This is a genomic window from Halobaculum sp. XH14 (genome assembly GCF_032116555.1).
Lineage (GTDB): Archaea > Halobacteriota > Halobacteria > Halobacteriales > Haloferacaceae > Halorarum > Halorarum halobium.
Map to the genome: position 1 here is coordinate 222,328 of NZ_CP134949.1, position 15,511 is coordinate 237,838.

Below are 15,511 nucleotides of genomic sequence, written 5' to 3' on the forward strand. Positions count from 1 at the left end.
CACGAAGCGCCCGTCTACTCCCTTGCTTCTCTACTCCAGGTCGACGCCCACGGCGTCCCCGATCGAGTCGAACCCGTCGCGTTCCAACAGTTCGAGCAGTCCCTCGTTTATCTCGCGGGCGAGGCTCGGCCCCTCGTAGACGAGTGCGGTGTACAGTTGCACCACGCTCGCACCTGCCCGGACCTTCCGGTAGGCTCCCTCGGCGTCCGAGATACCGCCGACACCGACGACGGGCACGTCGGTTCGTTCGGCGATGAAGCGAACGAGCGAACTCGCCCGCTCCTCGATCGGTTCTCCGGAGAGCCCCCCCGACTCCGCGCGGTTCGGGCTCCGGAGCGAGTCGGGGCGCTCGGTCGTCGTGTTCGTGGCGATGACGCCGTCGAGGTCGAGGTCGTCGACGACCGCGAGCGCCTCCTCGATCGCCGGGCGCGGGAGATCCGGCGAGAACTTGACGAGCAGCGGGTCGGCGCCGGCGTCACGGAGTTCGCCGAGGATCGCCTCCAGCGCGTCGCGGTTCTGGAGCGAGCGCAGGCCGGGCGTGTTGGGGCTGGAGACGTTGACCGCGACGTAGTCGGCGTGTTCGCCCACGCGCTCGTAGGTGTACAGGTAGTCCGACGGGGCGTCCTCCAGGGGGATCGACTTCGACTTGCCGACGTTGACGCCGACCGGGACGTCCGGGAGTTCGCCGGCGGCGAGGCGGTCGCCGATGGCGTCCGCGCCGTCGTTGTTGAACCCCATCCGGTTGATCAGCGCGCGGTCCTCCGCCAGTCGGAAGAGGCGCGGGCGCGGGTTGCCGGCCTGCCTCTCGGCGGTGACGCCGCCGACCTCGACGTGACCGAAGCCGAGCGCCGCGAGGAAGCGCGGGACGTGCGCGTTCTTGTCGAACCCGGCGGCGACGCCGACCGGCGTGGGGAACGAACAGCCGAACGCCTCGGTCCGGAGCCGCTCGTCGGTCACGACGTAGCGGCCGCGTACGGCGTCCTCCACGGGCGTCCCCTGTGCGGCCCGCATGAGCCGTGCGGTCACGCCGTGGGCCGTCTCCGGCGGGAGCGCGAACAGCGCCGGTTTCGCGAGGTCGTACGGCTTCATCGGCCGAAGCCACGGCTGGCCGGGGTTTCAAATCGCCGGAACGCTCGTCTCAGAAGTCGTGTTCGACCTCGTCGGGGTCCGCAGCCTGGATGATGATCTTCCCGTCCCGGACCCGCACGAACACCTCGTCGCCGATTTCGAGGCCCGCGACGGCGAGTTCGTCCTCGTGGAGGTTCACGTGGACGTTGTGGTACTCGCCGTTCTCGTCCTTAGCGCCACTCGGGCTGAGCGTCTTTTTCCGGACCATCGGCTTGTGTTACACCACGCTTCGCCGCACGGAATACATAAGTGTTGTTTCCGGCACGAAGCCGCCTCACGGCGCGCGCGAGGTTCCACGGCCGAATCACCCCGGCGTCACCACCGGGTTTTCGACCCGAATCGACGGACGGCTCCTCCCTACTACTAAAGCCTTTCTTCGGATAGCCCTCACTTCCCCGATATATTTATAACACAGTGTGTGCTGCCGTCACATGGAGGCGAAAAACCATGGTACGCGAGGACGGTAAGCGAAATTTCGCACTGCGCGAGACTGACGGGGACGAGGAGAGCGTCTACTCGGGGAACACTCCCCGACAGGCGGCGCTGAAGGCTGCCCGACGTCTCGACCCGGCCAGTTCCGAGGACGAGGCGTCGGGGACGGAGCTCCGTCTCCGCGAGAAGGGAACCGACAAGGTCCATATCTACGACGGCTGGGCCTGGCGCGAGTCGGCTCCCGACAACAAACCCGACTGGATGCCCGGCGAGATCACCGAGGCGAACGTCTCGAAGAAGGGCATCGAGCATCTCGAGAGTTAGCCGCCCGATCTAGTTGTTCTTTGCGTACGTGTGCGAGCCGACCCAGCAGCAGCGTAGTCGAGGCCGCCGGGACGGCGGGCGAGTCGCTCGCAGTAGTCCGTTAGCCTGCCAGTTCGTTCGTCGGCCCGGACCGGATACGTCGCTCTGCGAGGGCGTTCGTTCCACGGGGCTGGATACTTCGACCGGTTTCCCCCGCGTATCCTGCAGCGGCTTGCATCGTACACGGTTCTCTATGGGTCGTCCCCCCGTGAAACCGCATGACGGGGTGGCGATGAAACGACGGCCTTTTACGTACCCCTGCCATCCGAATGAATGCGAAGGTCGCACGGGACGCACCCGGGCGACACGGCACGCCCTTCCGGGGCGATGTCGAAGCTCATCCGACGCCCTTATGTACTCCTGGGCAGTTCGATATGAACGTGAATGGCAGACCCCGTCGGGGTGACGCCAGGACCGTTCCGACGCCCTTAAGTGTAACAGGGGACTCGGATGGAATGCGAAAGACACAGTGCGAATCCGTCCGGTTCACAGCCGGACGAGTTCGCCGGCTTCGATCAGGTTCGAAGGGCTTATGTCCTTCCCGGGCCTTGGTTGAAATCCGTAAGAAATGAGGATTCCGCCCCTGCGGTCCGCCGCAAGACGGTATCTGATGTTAGCCTCGATAGTTCGGTGATACCCGATCGGTATCACCGAGCTCGGACCACGCAATACAGCGGATCGCATCTTCGGATGTGATCCATTGGTGATTCACGTCTTACGACGTGATCTTGGTGAACCACGTTTCACGACGTGATTCCCGCCACCCCGCTCCCTTACGGGAGCGACATTCCGGTTGATCCTGCCGGAGGTCATTGCTATCGGGGTCCGATTTAGCCATGCTAGTTGTACGAGTTCATACTCGTAGCAAATAGCTCCGTAACACGTGGCCAAACTGCCCTACGGACTGGAATAACCTCGGGAAACTGAGGCTAATTCCTGATACGGTTCCCACGCTGGAACGCCGGGAACCCGAAACGTTCCGACGCCGTAGGATGTGGCTGCGGCCGATTAGGTAGACGGTGGGGTAACGGCCCACCGTGCCGATAATCGGTACGGGTTGTGAGAGCAAGAACCCGGAGACGGAATCTGAGACAAGATTCCGGGCCCTACGGGGCGCAGCAGGCGCGAAACCTTTACACTGCACGGAAGTGCGATAGGGGGACCCCGAGTGCGAGGGCATATAGTCCTCGCTTTTCTAGACGGTAAGGCCGTCCAGGAACAAGAGCTGGGCAAGACCGGTGCCAGCCGCCGCGGTAATACCGGCAGCTCGAGTGATGACCGATTTTATTGGGCCTAAAGCGTCCGTAGCCGGCCGAGCAAGTCCGTCGGGAAATCCACCAGCTCAACTGGTGGGCGTCCGGCGGAAACTGCTTGGCTTGGGACAGGAAGACCCGAGGGGTACGTCCGGGGTAGGAGTGAAATCCCGTAATCCTGGACGGACCGCCGATGGCGAAAGCACCTCGGGAAGACTGATCCGACGGTGAGGGACGAAAGCTGGGGTCTCGAACCGGATTAGATACCCGGGTAGTCCCAGCCGTAAACGATGTCTGCTAGGTGTGGCGCTGGCTACGAGCCAGCGCTGTGCCGTAGGGAAGCCGTGAAGCAGACCGCCTGGGAAGTACGTCCGCAAGGATGAAACTTAAAGGAATTGGCGGGGGAGCACTACAACCGGAGGAGCCTGCGGTTTAATTGGACTCAACGCCGGACATCTCACCAGCTCCGACAGTAGGAATGAAGGTCAGTGTGATGAGCTTACTCGACCTACTGAGAGGAGGTGCATGGCCGCCGTCAGCTCGTACCGTGAGGCGTCCTGTTAAGTCAGGCAACGAGCGAGACCCGCGTCCCTAATTGCCAGCAGTACCCTTGTGGTAGCTGGGTACATTAGGGAGACTGCCGCCGCCAAGGCGGAGGAAGGAACGGGCAACGGTAGGTCAGTATGCCCCGAATGAGCTGGGCTACACGCGGGCTACAATGGTCGAGACAATGGGTTCCTACCCCGAGAGGGGACGGTAATCTCACAAACTCGGTCGTAGTTCGGATTGTGGGCTGAAACCCGCCCACATGAAGCTGGATTCGGTAGTAATCGCGTGTCAGAAGCGCGCGGTGAATACGTCCCTGCTCCTTGCACACACCGCCCGTCAAAGCACCCGAGTGAGGTCCGGATGAGGCCCCCGTTGGGGGGTCGAATCTGGGCTTCGCAAGGGGGCTTAAGTCGTAACAAGGTAGCCGTAGGGGAATCTGCGGCTGGATCACCTCCTACAGACCGGGACCAGGGCGACGCCCTGGCCCACTTCGCTTGGTCCGGCTCGTGACGCCGATCGGGCACCTTCGAACTATCGAGGCTGTTCACCCCATCCGGGGTGGGCCCATAGCTCAGCGGTAGAGTGCCTCCTTTGCAAGGAGGATGCCCTGGGTTCGAATCCCAGTGGGTCCATGTCCTCGGGGTTCGTCGTGAACCGCTCCCCTTAAGTGTGGGACGGCGCTACGACGTAATCCCGAAGCAAGACCGATGCACCATCCCGCGAGAGCGCGGTTGGGAAGGGTCGAACACGGCCGTGGAAGACACCACGACGTGTGATGAGACCGTGTGTACGTGCAATCCAGACGCCCACTGGACCCGTTCATCGGGTTTCAGTGATCACACATCAATTGGCTACTGTGCCAGCTGGTGAATGGCTCGGCTCGAGAGCCGACGAAGGACGTGCCAAGCTGCGATAAGCTCCAGGGAGTCGCACGGAGACGAAGAACTGGAGATCTCCTAATAGGAATCCTCATAGCAATTGCTTTGCGCAATGGGGAACGCCCCGAATTGAAACATCTCAGTAGGGGCAGGAAGAGAAAGCAAACTGCGATGTCGTTACTAACGGCGAGTGAACGCGACACAGCCCAAACCGAAGCCCTCACGGGCAATGTGGTGTACGGGCTGGTACCAAGCGGACCGTGTCCACGAGAAGTCTCCTGGAACGGAGCGCGATACAGGGCGACAGCCCCGTATCGTGGACGCGATCCGCGGACCAGTTCCCAGAGTAGCGGGGGTTGGATATCCCTCGTGAATCTCCCAGGCATCGACTGGGAAGGCTAAACACTCCTCGAGACCGATAGCGAACAAGTAGCGTGAGCGAACGCTGAAAAGCACCCCGAGAAGGGCGGTGCAATAGGGCCTGAAATCAGTTGGCGATGGAGCGACGGGGCACGAAAGGTCCCCAGACGAACGACCGAGGTGCGAACCTCCAGTAGGACTCTGGGGAAGCCGGTGTTCCGTCGTACGTTTTGAAAAACGAACCAGGGAGTGTACTTCTTCGGCGAGTCTAACTTGATTATCAAGGAAGGCACAGGGAAACCGATACGGCCGCAGCGCTTTGCGCCAGGGCCACCGTGTTCAAGCGCGGGGAGTCGAAGTGGTACGACCCGAAACCGAGCGATCTATGCGGGGGCAGGGTGAAGCGTACCGAAAGGTACGTGGAGGCCCGTTAGGGTTGGTGTCCTACAATACCCTCCCGTGACCTGCGCATAGGGGTGAAAGGCCCATCGAGCTCGGCAACAGCTGGTTCCAACCGAAACATGTCGAAGCATGACCTTCGCCGAGGTAGTTCGTGCGGTAGAGCAACCGATTGGAAGACCCGCCTCCGAGAGGAGTCGGCCTTCCTGTCAAACTCCGAACACACGAACGCTGGAGACGCGAAGAGTCCGGTGTCCCGGGGTAAGCTTGGGCACCATGAGGGGAACAACCCAGAGCCTGGTTAAGGACCCAAAGTGTGGACTAAGTGCGATTCGAAGGTTGTCTCGAGCCCTAAACAGCCGGGAGGTGAGCTTAGAAGCAGCAACCCTCTAAGAAAAGCGTAACAGCTTACCGGCCGAGGTTCGAGGCGCCCAAAATGATCGGGGCTAAAGTCCACCTCCGAGACCTGGCGGCGCGAGTGACATCGCGATCCTGTAGGTTGGCGTTCCGTTCGGGTGGAAGTTCGGGCGAGAGCTCGCATGGACCGAGCGGAAACGAAAATCCTGGTCACAGTAGCAGCGATATTCGGGTGCGAACCCCGAAGGCCTGAAGAGTAAGGGTTCCTCGGCACTGCTAATCAGCCGAGGGTTAGCCGATCCTAAGTCCCGTCGTAATTCGAACGGGACGAAAGGGTAACTGGTTAATATTCCAGTGCTACCACGCACTGAACGCCGACGCTTTGGAGTCGGTCGAGCCGGACCTTCGTCCGGTCGAATCCTCAAAATCCGTGGAAGCCGTAACGGCACGAAGCGGATGAACGGGGAGATAGCGCAAGTCGACTCAATCTAGAGCCCGTGAAAAGGCAAGCGTGGTACTCGTACCGAGATCCGACACAGGTACTCTGGCAGAGCAAGCCAAGGCCAACGGGATCAACCGACGTTAGGGAATTCGGCAAGTTAGTTCCGTACGTTCGCAATAAGGAATGCCTGCCCTCCACGGGGCAGGTCGCAGTGACGTGGGCGCTCCGACTGTCTAGTAACAACATAGGTGACCGCAAATCCGCAAGGACTCGTACGGTCACTGAATCCTGCCCAGTGCGGGTATCTGAACACCTCGTACAAGAGGACGAAGGACCCGTCAACGGCGGGGGTAACTATGACCCTCTTAAGGTAGCGTAGTACCTTGCCGCTTCAGTAGCGGCTTGCATGAATGGATCAACGAGAGCGCCACTGTCCCAACGTTGGGCCCGGTGAACTGTACGTTCCAGTGCGGAGTCTGGAGACCCCCAAGGGGAAGCGAAGACCCTATAGAGCTTTACTGCAGGCTGTCGCTGGGACGTGGTCGCTAACGTGCAGGATAGGTAGGAGCCGCTACACAGGTACCCGCGCTAGCGGGCCACCGAGGCATCACTGAAATACTACCCGTTAGTGACTGCGACCCTCACTCCGGGAGGAGGACACCGGTAGCCGGGCAGTTTGACTGGGGCGGTACGCGCTCGAAAAGATATCGAGCGCGCCCCAAGATTTCCTCACGCGGGTCGGGAACCCGCGGAAGAGCGCAAGAGCAAAAGGAAGTCTGACAGTGTCATTCCCAACGAGTGACGCTGACGCGAAAGCGTGGTCTAGCGAACGGACCAGGCCTCTCCATGAGGCCGGTTTACGACAGAAAAGCTACCTTAGGGATAACAGAGTCGTCACAGGCAAGAGCACATATCGACCCTGTGGCTTGCTACCTCGATGTCGGTTCCCTCCATCCTGCCCGTGCAGAATCGGGCAAGGGTGAGGTTGTTCGCCTATTAAAGGAGGTCGTGAGCTGGGTTTAGACCGTCGTGAGACAGGTCGGCTGCTATCTATTGGGGGTGTCAAGGTACTTGACGGGAACGTTCGTATAGTACGAGAGGAACTACGAATGGTTGCCACTGGTGTACCGGTTGTCCGGAAGGGCAGATGCCGGGAAGCTACGCAACACGGGGTAAGAGCTGAACGCATCTAAGCTCGAAACCCACCTGGAAAAGAAGTACCATCGAGATCACTCGTAGAAGACGAGTTCGATAGACTCGGGGTGTACGCGCCAAGGCAACGAGGCGTTTAGCCCGCGAGCACTAACAGATCGAGCCACATTCATCTGCACTGCGACCCGTGAACGGGTCCAGGCGTTAACTGGATTGCACGTACATTACGGTCTCCGACCGACGCAGGCGTTACATCGGATCGTTCCCGATGGTCGGCCTCAAGGCGGCCACAGCGGCGGGGAAACACCCGTACCCATCCCGAACACGGTAGTTAAGTCCGCCAGCGTTCCGGCGAGTACTGGAGTGCGAGAGCCTCTGGAAAAGCTGGTTCGCCGCCTACCACTCATACATCATTCGAAGCCCACCAGCACCGCGCTGGTGGGCTTTCTTCATTTACGGAGACGACCGGAAATCCGGTGAATCCGCTAGGCTTAAGCGCCACAGTCGTCTCCCTTCGCACGCGCCAAGGTGGCAGAGTTCGGCCATACGCATCTCCCTGCAGAGGAGAATCACGCCGGTTCAAATCCGGTCCTTGGCTCTCCTTCACGAACCATACGGTAGCGACGGCCGCGCCAATCGGCACCCACGCAACCGCACCCCGGTAGCGCACGCTGAATCTCGCACGACTCGACGAACGCACAGTGACCGATCAAACCACGATTTGAGCTTTCGTCGGTTTTAGTCGCTCCCGTCCGGTAGCCGGGAACGCGAATGAACGCCCCAGTTGGTCCTCGACCCGCACGAATCGTCCTCCTCACAACGCTCCTCCTCGGCACGGTGCTCGGCGGGACGGCCGCCGGGGCGGGCCAGTCCGACTCGGTCTCGCTCGCCGCGGAGAACGGTTCCGTGATCGTCCACGCGACCGACGAGGCGACGGTCCATGGCACGGCCGACCTCCCGGAGGAAACGGAACTGTCCGTCGGGATTCGATCCGCCGGCGACACCGACCCACAGTTCTTCAAGTCCGCGACCGCGACGGTCGGTCCCGACGGAACCTTCAGCGCGACGTTCGACCTGGCCGAACTGTCCGCCGGCGACGAGTTCACGGTGACCGTCAGCGACGGCAACTCGACGATCGCCGAGTCCGACGGGCGGATCCTCGCGCCCGGCGCGACCGTCACGCCGGGAGCGACCGAGGGAGACACCGTGACGAGCCTCCCCGGGTTCGGCGTTCCGGTGGCGGTGACGGCGCTGCTCGCCCTCGCTGGGCTCGCAGGGCTTGCTCGACGGCGATAATTCGGTTCGGACCGTCCGGTCGACACAGACGGGTCGTCGGTCCCCGCCGCCCTCGCACAATGTTTATCCCACTCGGGTCCCTCGCCAGTGCCAACGATTCCCATGGAAGTGAGTGGCTTCGTACTCAGCGGAATCCTGACCGGGCTGTTCCTCCTCGGGACGGTCCTCGTCCTCGCGCGGAACCGGGACTGGCGGGCCTACTCGGCCTCCGGCGGCGGGAACGGCGCGATCGAGACGCTCGAACGGGTGGCCGGGAGCCCCACCACGTGGATCGGCGGGTTCCTCCTCCTGACGTTCGGGCTCGGGTTCGGCACGCTGGTGGTCGTCGGCGGGCTCGCGGTGCCCGCGAGCGTTCAGGGCGTGGCCGGGGGCGTGATGGCCGGACTCGTCCTGGCCGCGCTCGCGGTCTACACGTTCCTCGGCGTCTACCAGTCGATCCGCTACCGCGGGCTCTACCGCTCGCAGGCGGTCGCGGCCGGCGTCTGGGTCGTCGCGACGCTCGCGGTCGGCGGGCTCGCGGTGATGCTGCTCACGGCGGGGTGACAGTGACCGCGACGCTCGACCGGCTGGCCGATCTGGAGCTCCGCCACCGGCACGGCTGGCTGCTGGGGCTCGTGGCGCTGGAACTGCTCTCGGCGGTCGCCTACTTCGGACTCACCTCGGCCCAGGTCACGAGCGTCAGGTACGTCGTCTACCCGTTCGTCTGGATCACGGTCGGCGTCTGGGCGGTCACGGCCGTCGACGTCTCCGCCGACGCGCCCCGGAGCCACCGCGTCGCCGCCGCCGTCCTCGCGGCCGCCTACTTCCTCGTGCTCGCGTGGCTCGCCGGCCTCGTCTCGGTGTACTCGCTCGGCCCCGGCCACAGCCACAGCCACCTCAACGGCCTCCAGGTCGCGATGGTCCAGCCCGGCTGGGGGCCGCGCGTCGCCTACGTCACGCACGTGTTCCACGTGTACTTCGTCCCGTACCGCGCCATCGGCTTCCTGGCGCTCGCGTACCTCGTGTACGCGACCGTCCTCGACGCGACGGGCGCGGCGCTCTCGGGGGCGCTCGGGCTGGTCGCCTGTGTCGGCTGCACGTTCCCCATCGTCGCCGGCCTCGCCGCGGGCGTCGTCGGCCCGGGCGTCGCGGCGGCGGTGACCGACTACTCGGTGGACCTCTCGACCGCGGTGTTCCTCGCGGCCGTGGCCCTCCTCGTCGTCCGCCCGGGGTTCCGAACGTGAGCGGCTCCGACCGACCCGGCGACGGATCCGCCGAGCGTTCGCCGGCGAGTCCGACACGCCTCGCGGTCGTCGGTCTGTCCGCATTCCTCGCGCTCGCGTCCGTCCCGGTCGCCGGCGCGCACGTCGGCGGCCTGGGCGGGACCATGGGGCCGGTCGCGGTGCCGACGTGGCTCGTCATCACCACCGGCGGCGGCGTGGTCGGCGCGTCGTTCCTCTTCACCAGCCTGCTCACCGACCGCGGGCCGATGCACGCCGTCGCCGGCTGGCGGGCCGACGCCGCCGCCCTCGCCCGCCCCGCAGCCCTCGCCCGCCGGGCGCTCCAGGTCGTCGGCGTCCTCGGCCTCGCGGCGACGCTCGTCTCGGGACTGGTGGGCCCCCTGACGCCGACGGCGAACCTCGCCGTCCTGCTCGTCTGGGGCGGCTGGTGGGCGGGCTTCACGATGACGACCTACCTCGCGGGCGACTCGTGGCCCGCGGTGAACCCCTGGCGGACGCTCGCCGGCCTCCTCCCAGCTCTCGACCGCGAGTACCCCGAACGATGGGGGGCGTGGCCGAGCGTCGTCGGCCTGCTCGCGCTCGTCTGGGTCGAGGTCGTCAGCCCCGTCTCCGACGACCCGCGACTGCTGGTCGCGCTCGTCGTCGCCTACACCCTCCTCACGCTCGCCGGCGCGGCGACGTTCGGCCGGGACGTCTGGTTCGCCAACGTCGACCCCGTCGCCCGGGTGTTCCGATGGTACGGCCGCCTCGCGCCGATCCAGCGGACCGAGGACGGCCTCGAACTCGTGGTGCCCGGCGCGGGGCTGGTTCGGACGGTGCCCGAGCGCGAGGACGGCCCGGCGTTCGTCGTCGCGCTGCTCTGGGTGACGACGTTCGACGGCCTCGTCACGACGCCGCTCTGGGCCGCGGTCGCGGGGCCGCTCGTCGACGCTGGCGTCCCCTCGTGGCTGCTTTCGCTCGTCGCGCTCGCGGGCGGGTTCGTGCTGTTCTACGCCGCGCTCCTGCGGGCCTCGACGCTCGCCCGCGGGACGGCCGACAGCTACGTCACCGCCGAGTACGTCCGGCGCGCGCTCGCCCCGTCGCTGGTCCCCATCGCGGCGGGCTACCACCTCGCGCACTACCTGGGCTACTTCCTGGGGCTGGCGCCCGCGCTGGCGTTCGCAATCGCGAACCCGCTCGGCGGCATCACGGGGCCGACGCTGCTGCTCCCGGACTGGTTCGGGGCGCTCCGGCTCTCGTTCGTCGTCCTCGGCCACCTCGTCGCCGTGGCGGTCGCACACGTCGTCGTGTTCGAGGTGTTCCCGGGTCGACTCCAGCCGATCCGGAGCCAGTACCCCTTCATCGTCCTGATGATACTGTACACCATGACCAGCATGTGGATCCTCACACAGCCGTTCGTCCAACCGGTATGACCGAGTCACACGACGCGGGCGGTCCAGGTGACGACGTCGGCTCCCCGGTGAGCGACGCGGCGGGCGGGACGGCAGGCGGCGACGCGGAGACGCGCGGTCCGACGGGGACGCGGCACGGGGCCGGCGGCGTCCGCATCGACGACCCGGACTCCCGTCGCGCCGTCCCGACCAGCGTCCCGGACGGGGAGACGCCCGGCGCGCGGTGCCCCCACTGCGAGCGCCCGTTCCGGACCGAACGGCTGCGCGACCTCCACGTCGGCGAGGTCCACGAGGAATCCAGCAGCGACGAGGAACGGGCGGCCCACGAGGACGCCGACGAGGCGGAACTCGACGAACTGTTCTTCTATCACATCAAGGTCGTCGTCCTCATCGGCCTGCTGTTCTCGGCGTTCGTGCTCGGCTACACGGTCGTGCTCAGCGGCGCGGGCTAGCGGGCGCTGTGCTTCCTCGCGGAGGCGACGCGCGTGCCGTTCACGCGAGCGAGCGTGAACTCGCGGGGCCGCAGGTCCCGGGTAGTCGTGTCGGACGCGCGCGAGGGAGGGGAGCGACGGCGAGCGGAGCGAGCCGAGCGAACGAATCGGCTCGGGAGGGGCGTTCGAGGCTGCCGTCACTGAACCCGAGGCGAGACGAGCCAGGTGAGTCGGAAGGTACTTCCCGCTCGCGGGGCGATTTCGGGCCATGACTCAGTGTTCCGTGAGCGGTGAGTTCCGGACCCGCGAGAATCGGCGCGCGACGACGGAGGTGGCCGCATGAGCCTCGGCGGCGGCGGCCAGGGCCAGCAGCAGCTCCAGCAGCTCTCCCAGGAACTGCAGGCGATCGACGAGGAGATCGAGGCGGTCGAGGCCGACATCGAGGAGGTCCGCCAGGAGCAGCGCGGCATCGACGAGGCCAAGGAGGCCATCGAGACGCTCGACACCGGCTCGACGGTGCAGGTGCCGCTCGGCGGCGGCGCGTACGTCCGCGCGGAGATCAGCGACATCGACGAGGTCGTCGTCTCGCTCGGCGGCGGCTACGCGGCCGAGCAGGAGGAGGACGACGCGGCCGAGGCACTCGACCGCAAGCGCGACGCGCTCGACGACCGCATCGCCGAGCTCCAGACCGAGAAGGGCGAACTCGAGGCCGAGAGCCAGCAGCTCGAACAGCAGGCCCAGCAGATGCAACAGCAGATGCAGCAACAGCAGATGCAACAGATGCAGCAGACGACCGGCGAGGAGGGCGCGGACGACGGGGACGAGTAGGGCGATGTTCGACGGCCTGAAGGACAAGCTCTCCTCGTTCCGCGAGGACGCGGCCGAGGAGGTCGAGGAGAAGGCCACCGAGGCGGAAGCCGACGCGGACGCCTCGGACGCGGCGGCCGATGCTGAAGCGTCCGCCGGCGCCCGAGCGAACTCGACCGGCTCGGCGACGGCTGACGCCGACGCTCCGAGCGACGCCGAAGCCGCCGAATCGACAGACGAGGAGTCGGACGAGGGCGGCTCGTCGGCGAGCCGGTTCCAGCGCGCGGCGGCGTTCGCGACCGGGAAGGTCATCATCGAGGAGGAGGACCTGGAGGAGCCCCTCCGGAACCTCGAGATGGCGCTGCTCGGCAGCGACGTGGAGATGAGCGTCGCCGAGGAGATCCTCGACACCGTGCGCGAGCGGATGCTCGGCGAGAGCCGCGCGCAGATCGAGACGACCGACCAGCTCGTCACGGAGGCGCTCCACGACGCGCTGCTGGAGGTCATCGCCGTCGGCCAGTTCGACTTCGAGGAGCGGATCGCCGCGGCCGAGAAACCCGTCACCATCGTGTTCACCGGCGTCAACGGCGTCGGCAAGACGACGACCATCGCGAAGCTCTCCGAGTGGCTCGAAGCCCGCGGCTACTCCTCGGTGCTGGCGAACGGCGACACGTACCGGGCCGGCGCGAACGAGCAGATCCGCGAGCACGCCGAGGCGCTCGACCGGAAGCTGATCGCCCACGACAAGGGCGGCGACCCGGCGGCGGTCATCTACGACGGCGTGGAGTACGCCGAGGCGAACGACGCCGACGTCGTGCTGGGCGACACGGCCGGCCGACTCCACACGAGCAACGACCTGATGGCGCAACTGGAGAAGATCGACCGCGTCGTCGACCCCGACCTGACGCTGTTCGTCGACGAGTCGGTCGCGGGCCAGGACGCGGTCCGGCGTGCCACCGAGTTCGACGACGCGGCCGAGATCGACGGCGTCGTGCTCTCGAAGGCCGACGCGGACGCCTCGGGCGGAGCGGCCATCTCCATCGCGTACGTGACGGGCAAGCCGGTGCTGTTTCTCGGCACCGGCCAGGGGTACGACGACCTCGACCGGTTCGACCCGGAGGAACTGGTCGACGACCTCGTCGGCGGCGAGTAGCCCACTTTTCGCTCGCCCGTCGCCGCTCGTCCGTCGCCGACCGTTCCATGACCGGCACAGCTACCCGGCCGGCACCCGAGCGACACGACCCCACCCAACGCTTTATCCGGGATAGCGCACCACGTTCACCCGGGAACCCATGCCGACCATCGACGAGAAGCGCGTCTACGACGCGAAGACGGGGACGACCCGGGCGCTCGTCGCCTCGCCCATCGGCGTCGTCGGCGTCGCGGTCTCGGACGACATCGTGGGCGAGTTCGGCATCGACCACCGCTGTGCCGCGCGGGACCTGGCGGCGGCCGGCGACGCGCTCGCGGTCGCCACCGACGAGGACGTGCTGGTCGGCGAGTACGAACCGACCGATCACGGCCCGGCGGCAGCGGTCGGGATCGACGGCGACGCGATGCTCGCTGGCGCGCCCGACGGAACCGTCTCTCGGCTCGCACGCGATGCGGACGAGTGGGTGGAACTCGGGACGGTCGCGGAGCCGAGACGGATGGCCGGCCCGCTCGTCGCGGCCGCCGACGGCGTCCACCGCGTCGCCGGCGGCGTAGTCGAGTACGTCGGTCTGGAGGACGCCCGCGACGTGGCGACCGGCGGGACGCCGCTGGCGGCCACCGGGGAGGGCCTCTACACGCTCGGGAACGGCTGGATGCGGGACTTCGATGGCGCGTTCCGTTCGGTTTCGACCGACCCAGCGGGCGAGCGCGCGGTCGCGGCGACGGGCGCGTCCGTGGTCGAGCGGGTCGGGGACGGCGCCGAGTGGCGCAGCCACGAGGAGGCCGACGTCGTCGACCTCGCGGTCGACTCCGACCTGCTCGTCGGCGTCACCGGCGACGGCGAGCTGCGGGTGCGGTCGGGCGGTTCCGCGGACGACGGCGCCGTCGGCGACTGGCGCGGCCGCCACCTCGGCGTCCCCGACGCCTCGGCGGTCGTGCTTCCAGGTACGGAGTAGGTTCGGGCTGGTTGCCGCGCGCGCCCCGCGGAGTAGGAACCGGTTTGTACCCGGGGACGGTTACTCCCGCGTATGCTCGTACCCGGGTCCGCCTCGCAGTCGCTCGCGGCCGCGCTCGCCGCCGAGACGGGCCGATCGCTCGCCACGCCGGAGTACCGCGTCTTCCCCGACGGCGAGGCGTGCGCCTCGGTGCCCGAGTTCGCGGGCGAGGAGGCGGTCGTCGTCGCCGCCACCGTCTCGAACGACGCGCTCGTGGAACTGCTCCAGTTACAGGACGCGGTCCGGGAGGCCGGCGCGTCGTCGGTGACGACGGTGCTCCCGTACATGGGCTACGCGCGGCAGGACCGTGCGTTCGAGGAGGGACAGCCTGTGTCGGCCCGCGCGGTCGCCCGCGCGGTGTCGACCGGGACGGATCGCGTCGTGCTGGTGAACCCGCACGAGGACGGCGTCGCCGACTTCTTCGCGGCCGAGACGACCGTGCTCGACGCCGCCCCGCGGCTGGCGACGCCGCTGCCCGACGACCTCGCGGACCCGCTCTTTCTCGCCCCCGACGAGAGCGCACGCGGCATCGCCGCGGAGACGCGGGACGCGTACGACCGGGGCGCGGTGGACTACTTCGAGAAGGAGCGCGACTACGACACCGGCGCGGTCACGATCCGGCCGAGCGACGCCGACGCGTCCGGCCGGGACGTGGTCGTCGTCGACGACATCATCGCCACCGGGTCGACGATGAGCGAGGCCGTCGCGGCGCTCGTCAAGCGGGGTCCCGAACGCGTGTTCACTGCCTGCGTCCACCCGATGCTGGTCGGCAACGCGCGGACGAAACTGGCGACTGCGGGCGTCGAGCGCGTGTTCGGCACCGACACCGTCGAGCGCGAGGCGAGCGCCGTCTCGGTCGCGCCGGTCGTCGCCGACGCGCTCTGATCGGTTCCGGTTTCGTCTCCC

Annotated in this window: 12 protein-coding genes, 2 tRNA genes and 3 rRNA genes; 15 read left to right on the forward strand and 2 right to left on the reverse strand. The window is 66.4% G+C overall.

Annotated features, from left to right (window positions below; translation table 11 throughout):
- Nucleotides 1–30 precede the first annotated feature (30 nt).
- Together RJT50_RS01090 and RJT50_RS01095 are read right to left on the reverse strand one after the other, a co-directional pair.
- Entirely contained in the window at nucleotides 31–1,089 is a 1,059-nt protein-coding gene (locus RJT50_RS01090; RefSeq protein WP_313693273.1) for a quinone-dependent dihydroorotate dehydrogenase, read from the reverse strand.
- 49 nt (nucleotides 1,090–1,138) lie between these two features.
- Nucleotides 1,139–1,336, reverse strand: coding sequence for an AbrB/MazE/SpoVT family DNA-binding domain-containing protein (locus RJT50_RS01095; protein ID WP_179169815.1), 198 nt, complete (start codon nucleotides 1,334–1,336; stop codon nucleotides 1,139–1,141).
- A gap of 239 nt (nucleotides 1,337–1,575) precedes the next feature.
- Between RJT50_RS01095 and RJT50_RS01100 the strand changes: the two genes are divergently transcribed.
- The 15 genes from RJT50_RS01100 (at nucleotide 1,576) to prs (ending at nucleotide 15,490) form a co-directional block, all read left to right on the forward strand.
- Complete coding sequence (locus tag RJT50_RS01100; RefSeq protein WP_313693275.1) at nucleotides 1,576–1,884, forward strand: non-histone chromosomal MC1 family protein; 309 nt, start codon at nucleotides 1,576–1,578, stop codon at nucleotides 1,882–1,884.
- 825 nt (nucleotides 1,885–2,709) lie between these two features.
- Nucleotides 2,710–4,181, forward strand: a 16S ribosomal RNA gene (locus tag RJT50_RS01105).
- 104 nt (nucleotides 4,182–4,285) lie between these two features.
- Nucleotides 4,286–4,357 (forward strand) — tRNA-Ala (locus RJT50_RS01110).
- Nucleotides 4,358–4,567: 210 nt separating this feature from the next.
- A 23S ribosomal RNA gene (locus tag RJT50_RS01115) occupies nucleotides 4,568–7,485 on the forward strand.
- Between the two features lie 107 nt (nucleotides 7,486–7,592).
- A 5S ribosomal RNA gene (rrf, locus tag RJT50_RS01120) occupies nucleotides 7,593–7,714 on the forward strand.
- Together the 16S, 23S and 5S rRNA genes with 2 tRNA genes alongside form the textbook arrangement of a ribosomal RNA operon.
- 121 nt (nucleotides 7,715–7,835) lie before the next feature.
- Nucleotides 7,836–7,911, forward strand: a tRNA-Cys gene (locus RJT50_RS01125).
- Nucleotides 7,912–8,084: 173 nt separating this feature from the next.
- A complete protein-coding gene (locus tag RJT50_RS01130) occupies nucleotides 8,085–8,609 on the forward strand; it encodes a BGTF surface domain-containing protein (protein ID WP_313693277.1) in 525 nt (174 codons plus the stop codon).
- 87 nt (nucleotides 8,610–8,696) lie between these two features.
- A complete protein-coding gene (locus RJT50_RS01135; RefSeq protein WP_313693279.1) occupies nucleotides 8,697–9,152 on the forward strand; it encodes a hypothetical protein in 456 nt (151 codons plus the stop codon).
- A gap of 2 nt (nucleotides 9,153–9,154) precedes the next feature.
- On the forward strand, nucleotides 9,155–9,832 hold the full coding sequence (locus RJT50_RS01140) for a DUF7546 family protein (RefSeq protein WP_313693281.1): 678 nt from the start codon (nucleotides 9,155–9,157) through the stop codon (nucleotides 9,830–9,832).
- Nucleotides 9,829–11,241, forward strand: a complete 1,413-nt coding sequence (locus RJT50_RS01145) for a hypothetical protein (RefSeq protein WP_313693283.1) — start codon at nucleotides 9,829–9,831, stop codon at nucleotides 11,239–11,241. The genes RJT50_RS01140 and RJT50_RS01145 overlap by 4 nt, the downstream gene beginning before the upstream one ends.
- Entirely contained in the window at nucleotides 11,238–11,672 is a 435-nt protein-coding gene (locus RJT50_RS01150; protein WP_425499698.1) for a DUF7410 domain-containing protein, read from the forward strand. Before RJT50_RS01145 ends, RJT50_RS01150 begins: the two co-directional genes overlap by 4 nt.
- A gap of 318 nt (nucleotides 11,673–11,990) precedes the next feature.
- Nucleotides 11,991–12,479: a prefoldin subunit alpha gene (gene pfdA / locus RJT50_RS01155; protein ID WP_313693286.1), complete on the forward strand. Its 489-nt coding sequence runs from the start codon at nucleotides 11,991–11,993 to the stop codon at nucleotides 12,477–12,479.
- A 4-nt stretch (nucleotides 12,480–12,483) separates the two neighbouring features.
- A complete protein-coding gene (gene ftsY, locus RJT50_RS01160; RefSeq protein WP_313693289.1) occupies nucleotides 12,484–13,611 on the forward strand; it encodes a signal recognition particle-docking protein FtsY in 1,128 nt (375 codons plus the stop codon).
- A gap of 139 nt (nucleotides 13,612–13,750) precedes the next feature.
- Entirely contained in the window at nucleotides 13,751–14,566 is an 816-nt protein-coding gene (locus RJT50_RS01165; protein ID WP_313693290.1) for an HVO_0234 family beta-propeller protein, read from the forward strand.
- A gap of 72 nt (nucleotides 14,567–14,638) precedes the next feature.
- A complete protein-coding gene (gene prs / locus RJT50_RS01170) occupies nucleotides 14,639–15,490 on the forward strand; it encodes a ribose-phosphate diphosphokinase (protein WP_313693291.1) in 852 nt (283 codons plus the stop codon).
- The last annotated feature ends 21 nt before the right edge of the window (nucleotides 15,491–15,511 follow it).

What these genes read in the sequence shown, in the direction of transcription:
- RJT50_RS01090 (WP_313693273.1), bottom strand. Translation starts at nt 1,089, where the DNA reads ATGAAGCCGTACGACCTCGCGAAACCGGCGCTGTTCGCGCTCCCGCCG.
- RJT50_RS01095 (WP_179169815.1), bottom strand. Translation starts at nt 1,336, where the DNA reads ATGGTCCGGAAAAAGACGCTCAGCCCGAGTGGCGCTAAGGACGAGAAC.
- RJT50_RS01100 (WP_313693275.1), top strand. Translation starts at nt 1,576, where the DNA reads ATGGTACGCGAGGACGGTAAGCGAAATTTCGCACTGCGCGAGACTGAC.
- RJT50_RS01130 (WP_313693277.1), top strand. Translation starts at nt 8,085, where the DNA reads ATGAACGCCCCAGTTGGTCCTCGACCCGCACGAATCGTCCTCCTCACA.
- RJT50_RS01150 (WP_425499698.1), top strand. Translation starts at nt 11,238, where the DNA reads ATGACCGAGTCACACGACGCGGGCGGTCCAGGTGACGACGTCGGCTCC.
- pfdA (WP_313693286.1), top strand. Translation starts at nt 11,991, where the DNA reads ATGAGCCTCGGCGGCGGCGGCCAGGGCCAGCAGCAGCTCCAGCAGCTC.
- ftsY (WP_313693289.1), top strand. Translation starts at nt 12,484, where the DNA reads ATGTTCGACGGCCTGAAGGACAAGCTCTCCTCGTTCCGCGAGGACGCG.
- RJT50_RS01165 (WP_313693290.1), top strand. Translation starts at nt 13,751, where the DNA reads ATGCCGACCATCGACGAGAAGCGCGTCTACGACGCGAAGACGGGGACG.
- prs (WP_313693291.1), top strand. Translation starts at nt 14,639, where the DNA reads ATGCTCGTACCCGGGTCCGCCTCGCAGTCGCTCGCGGCCGCGCTCGCC.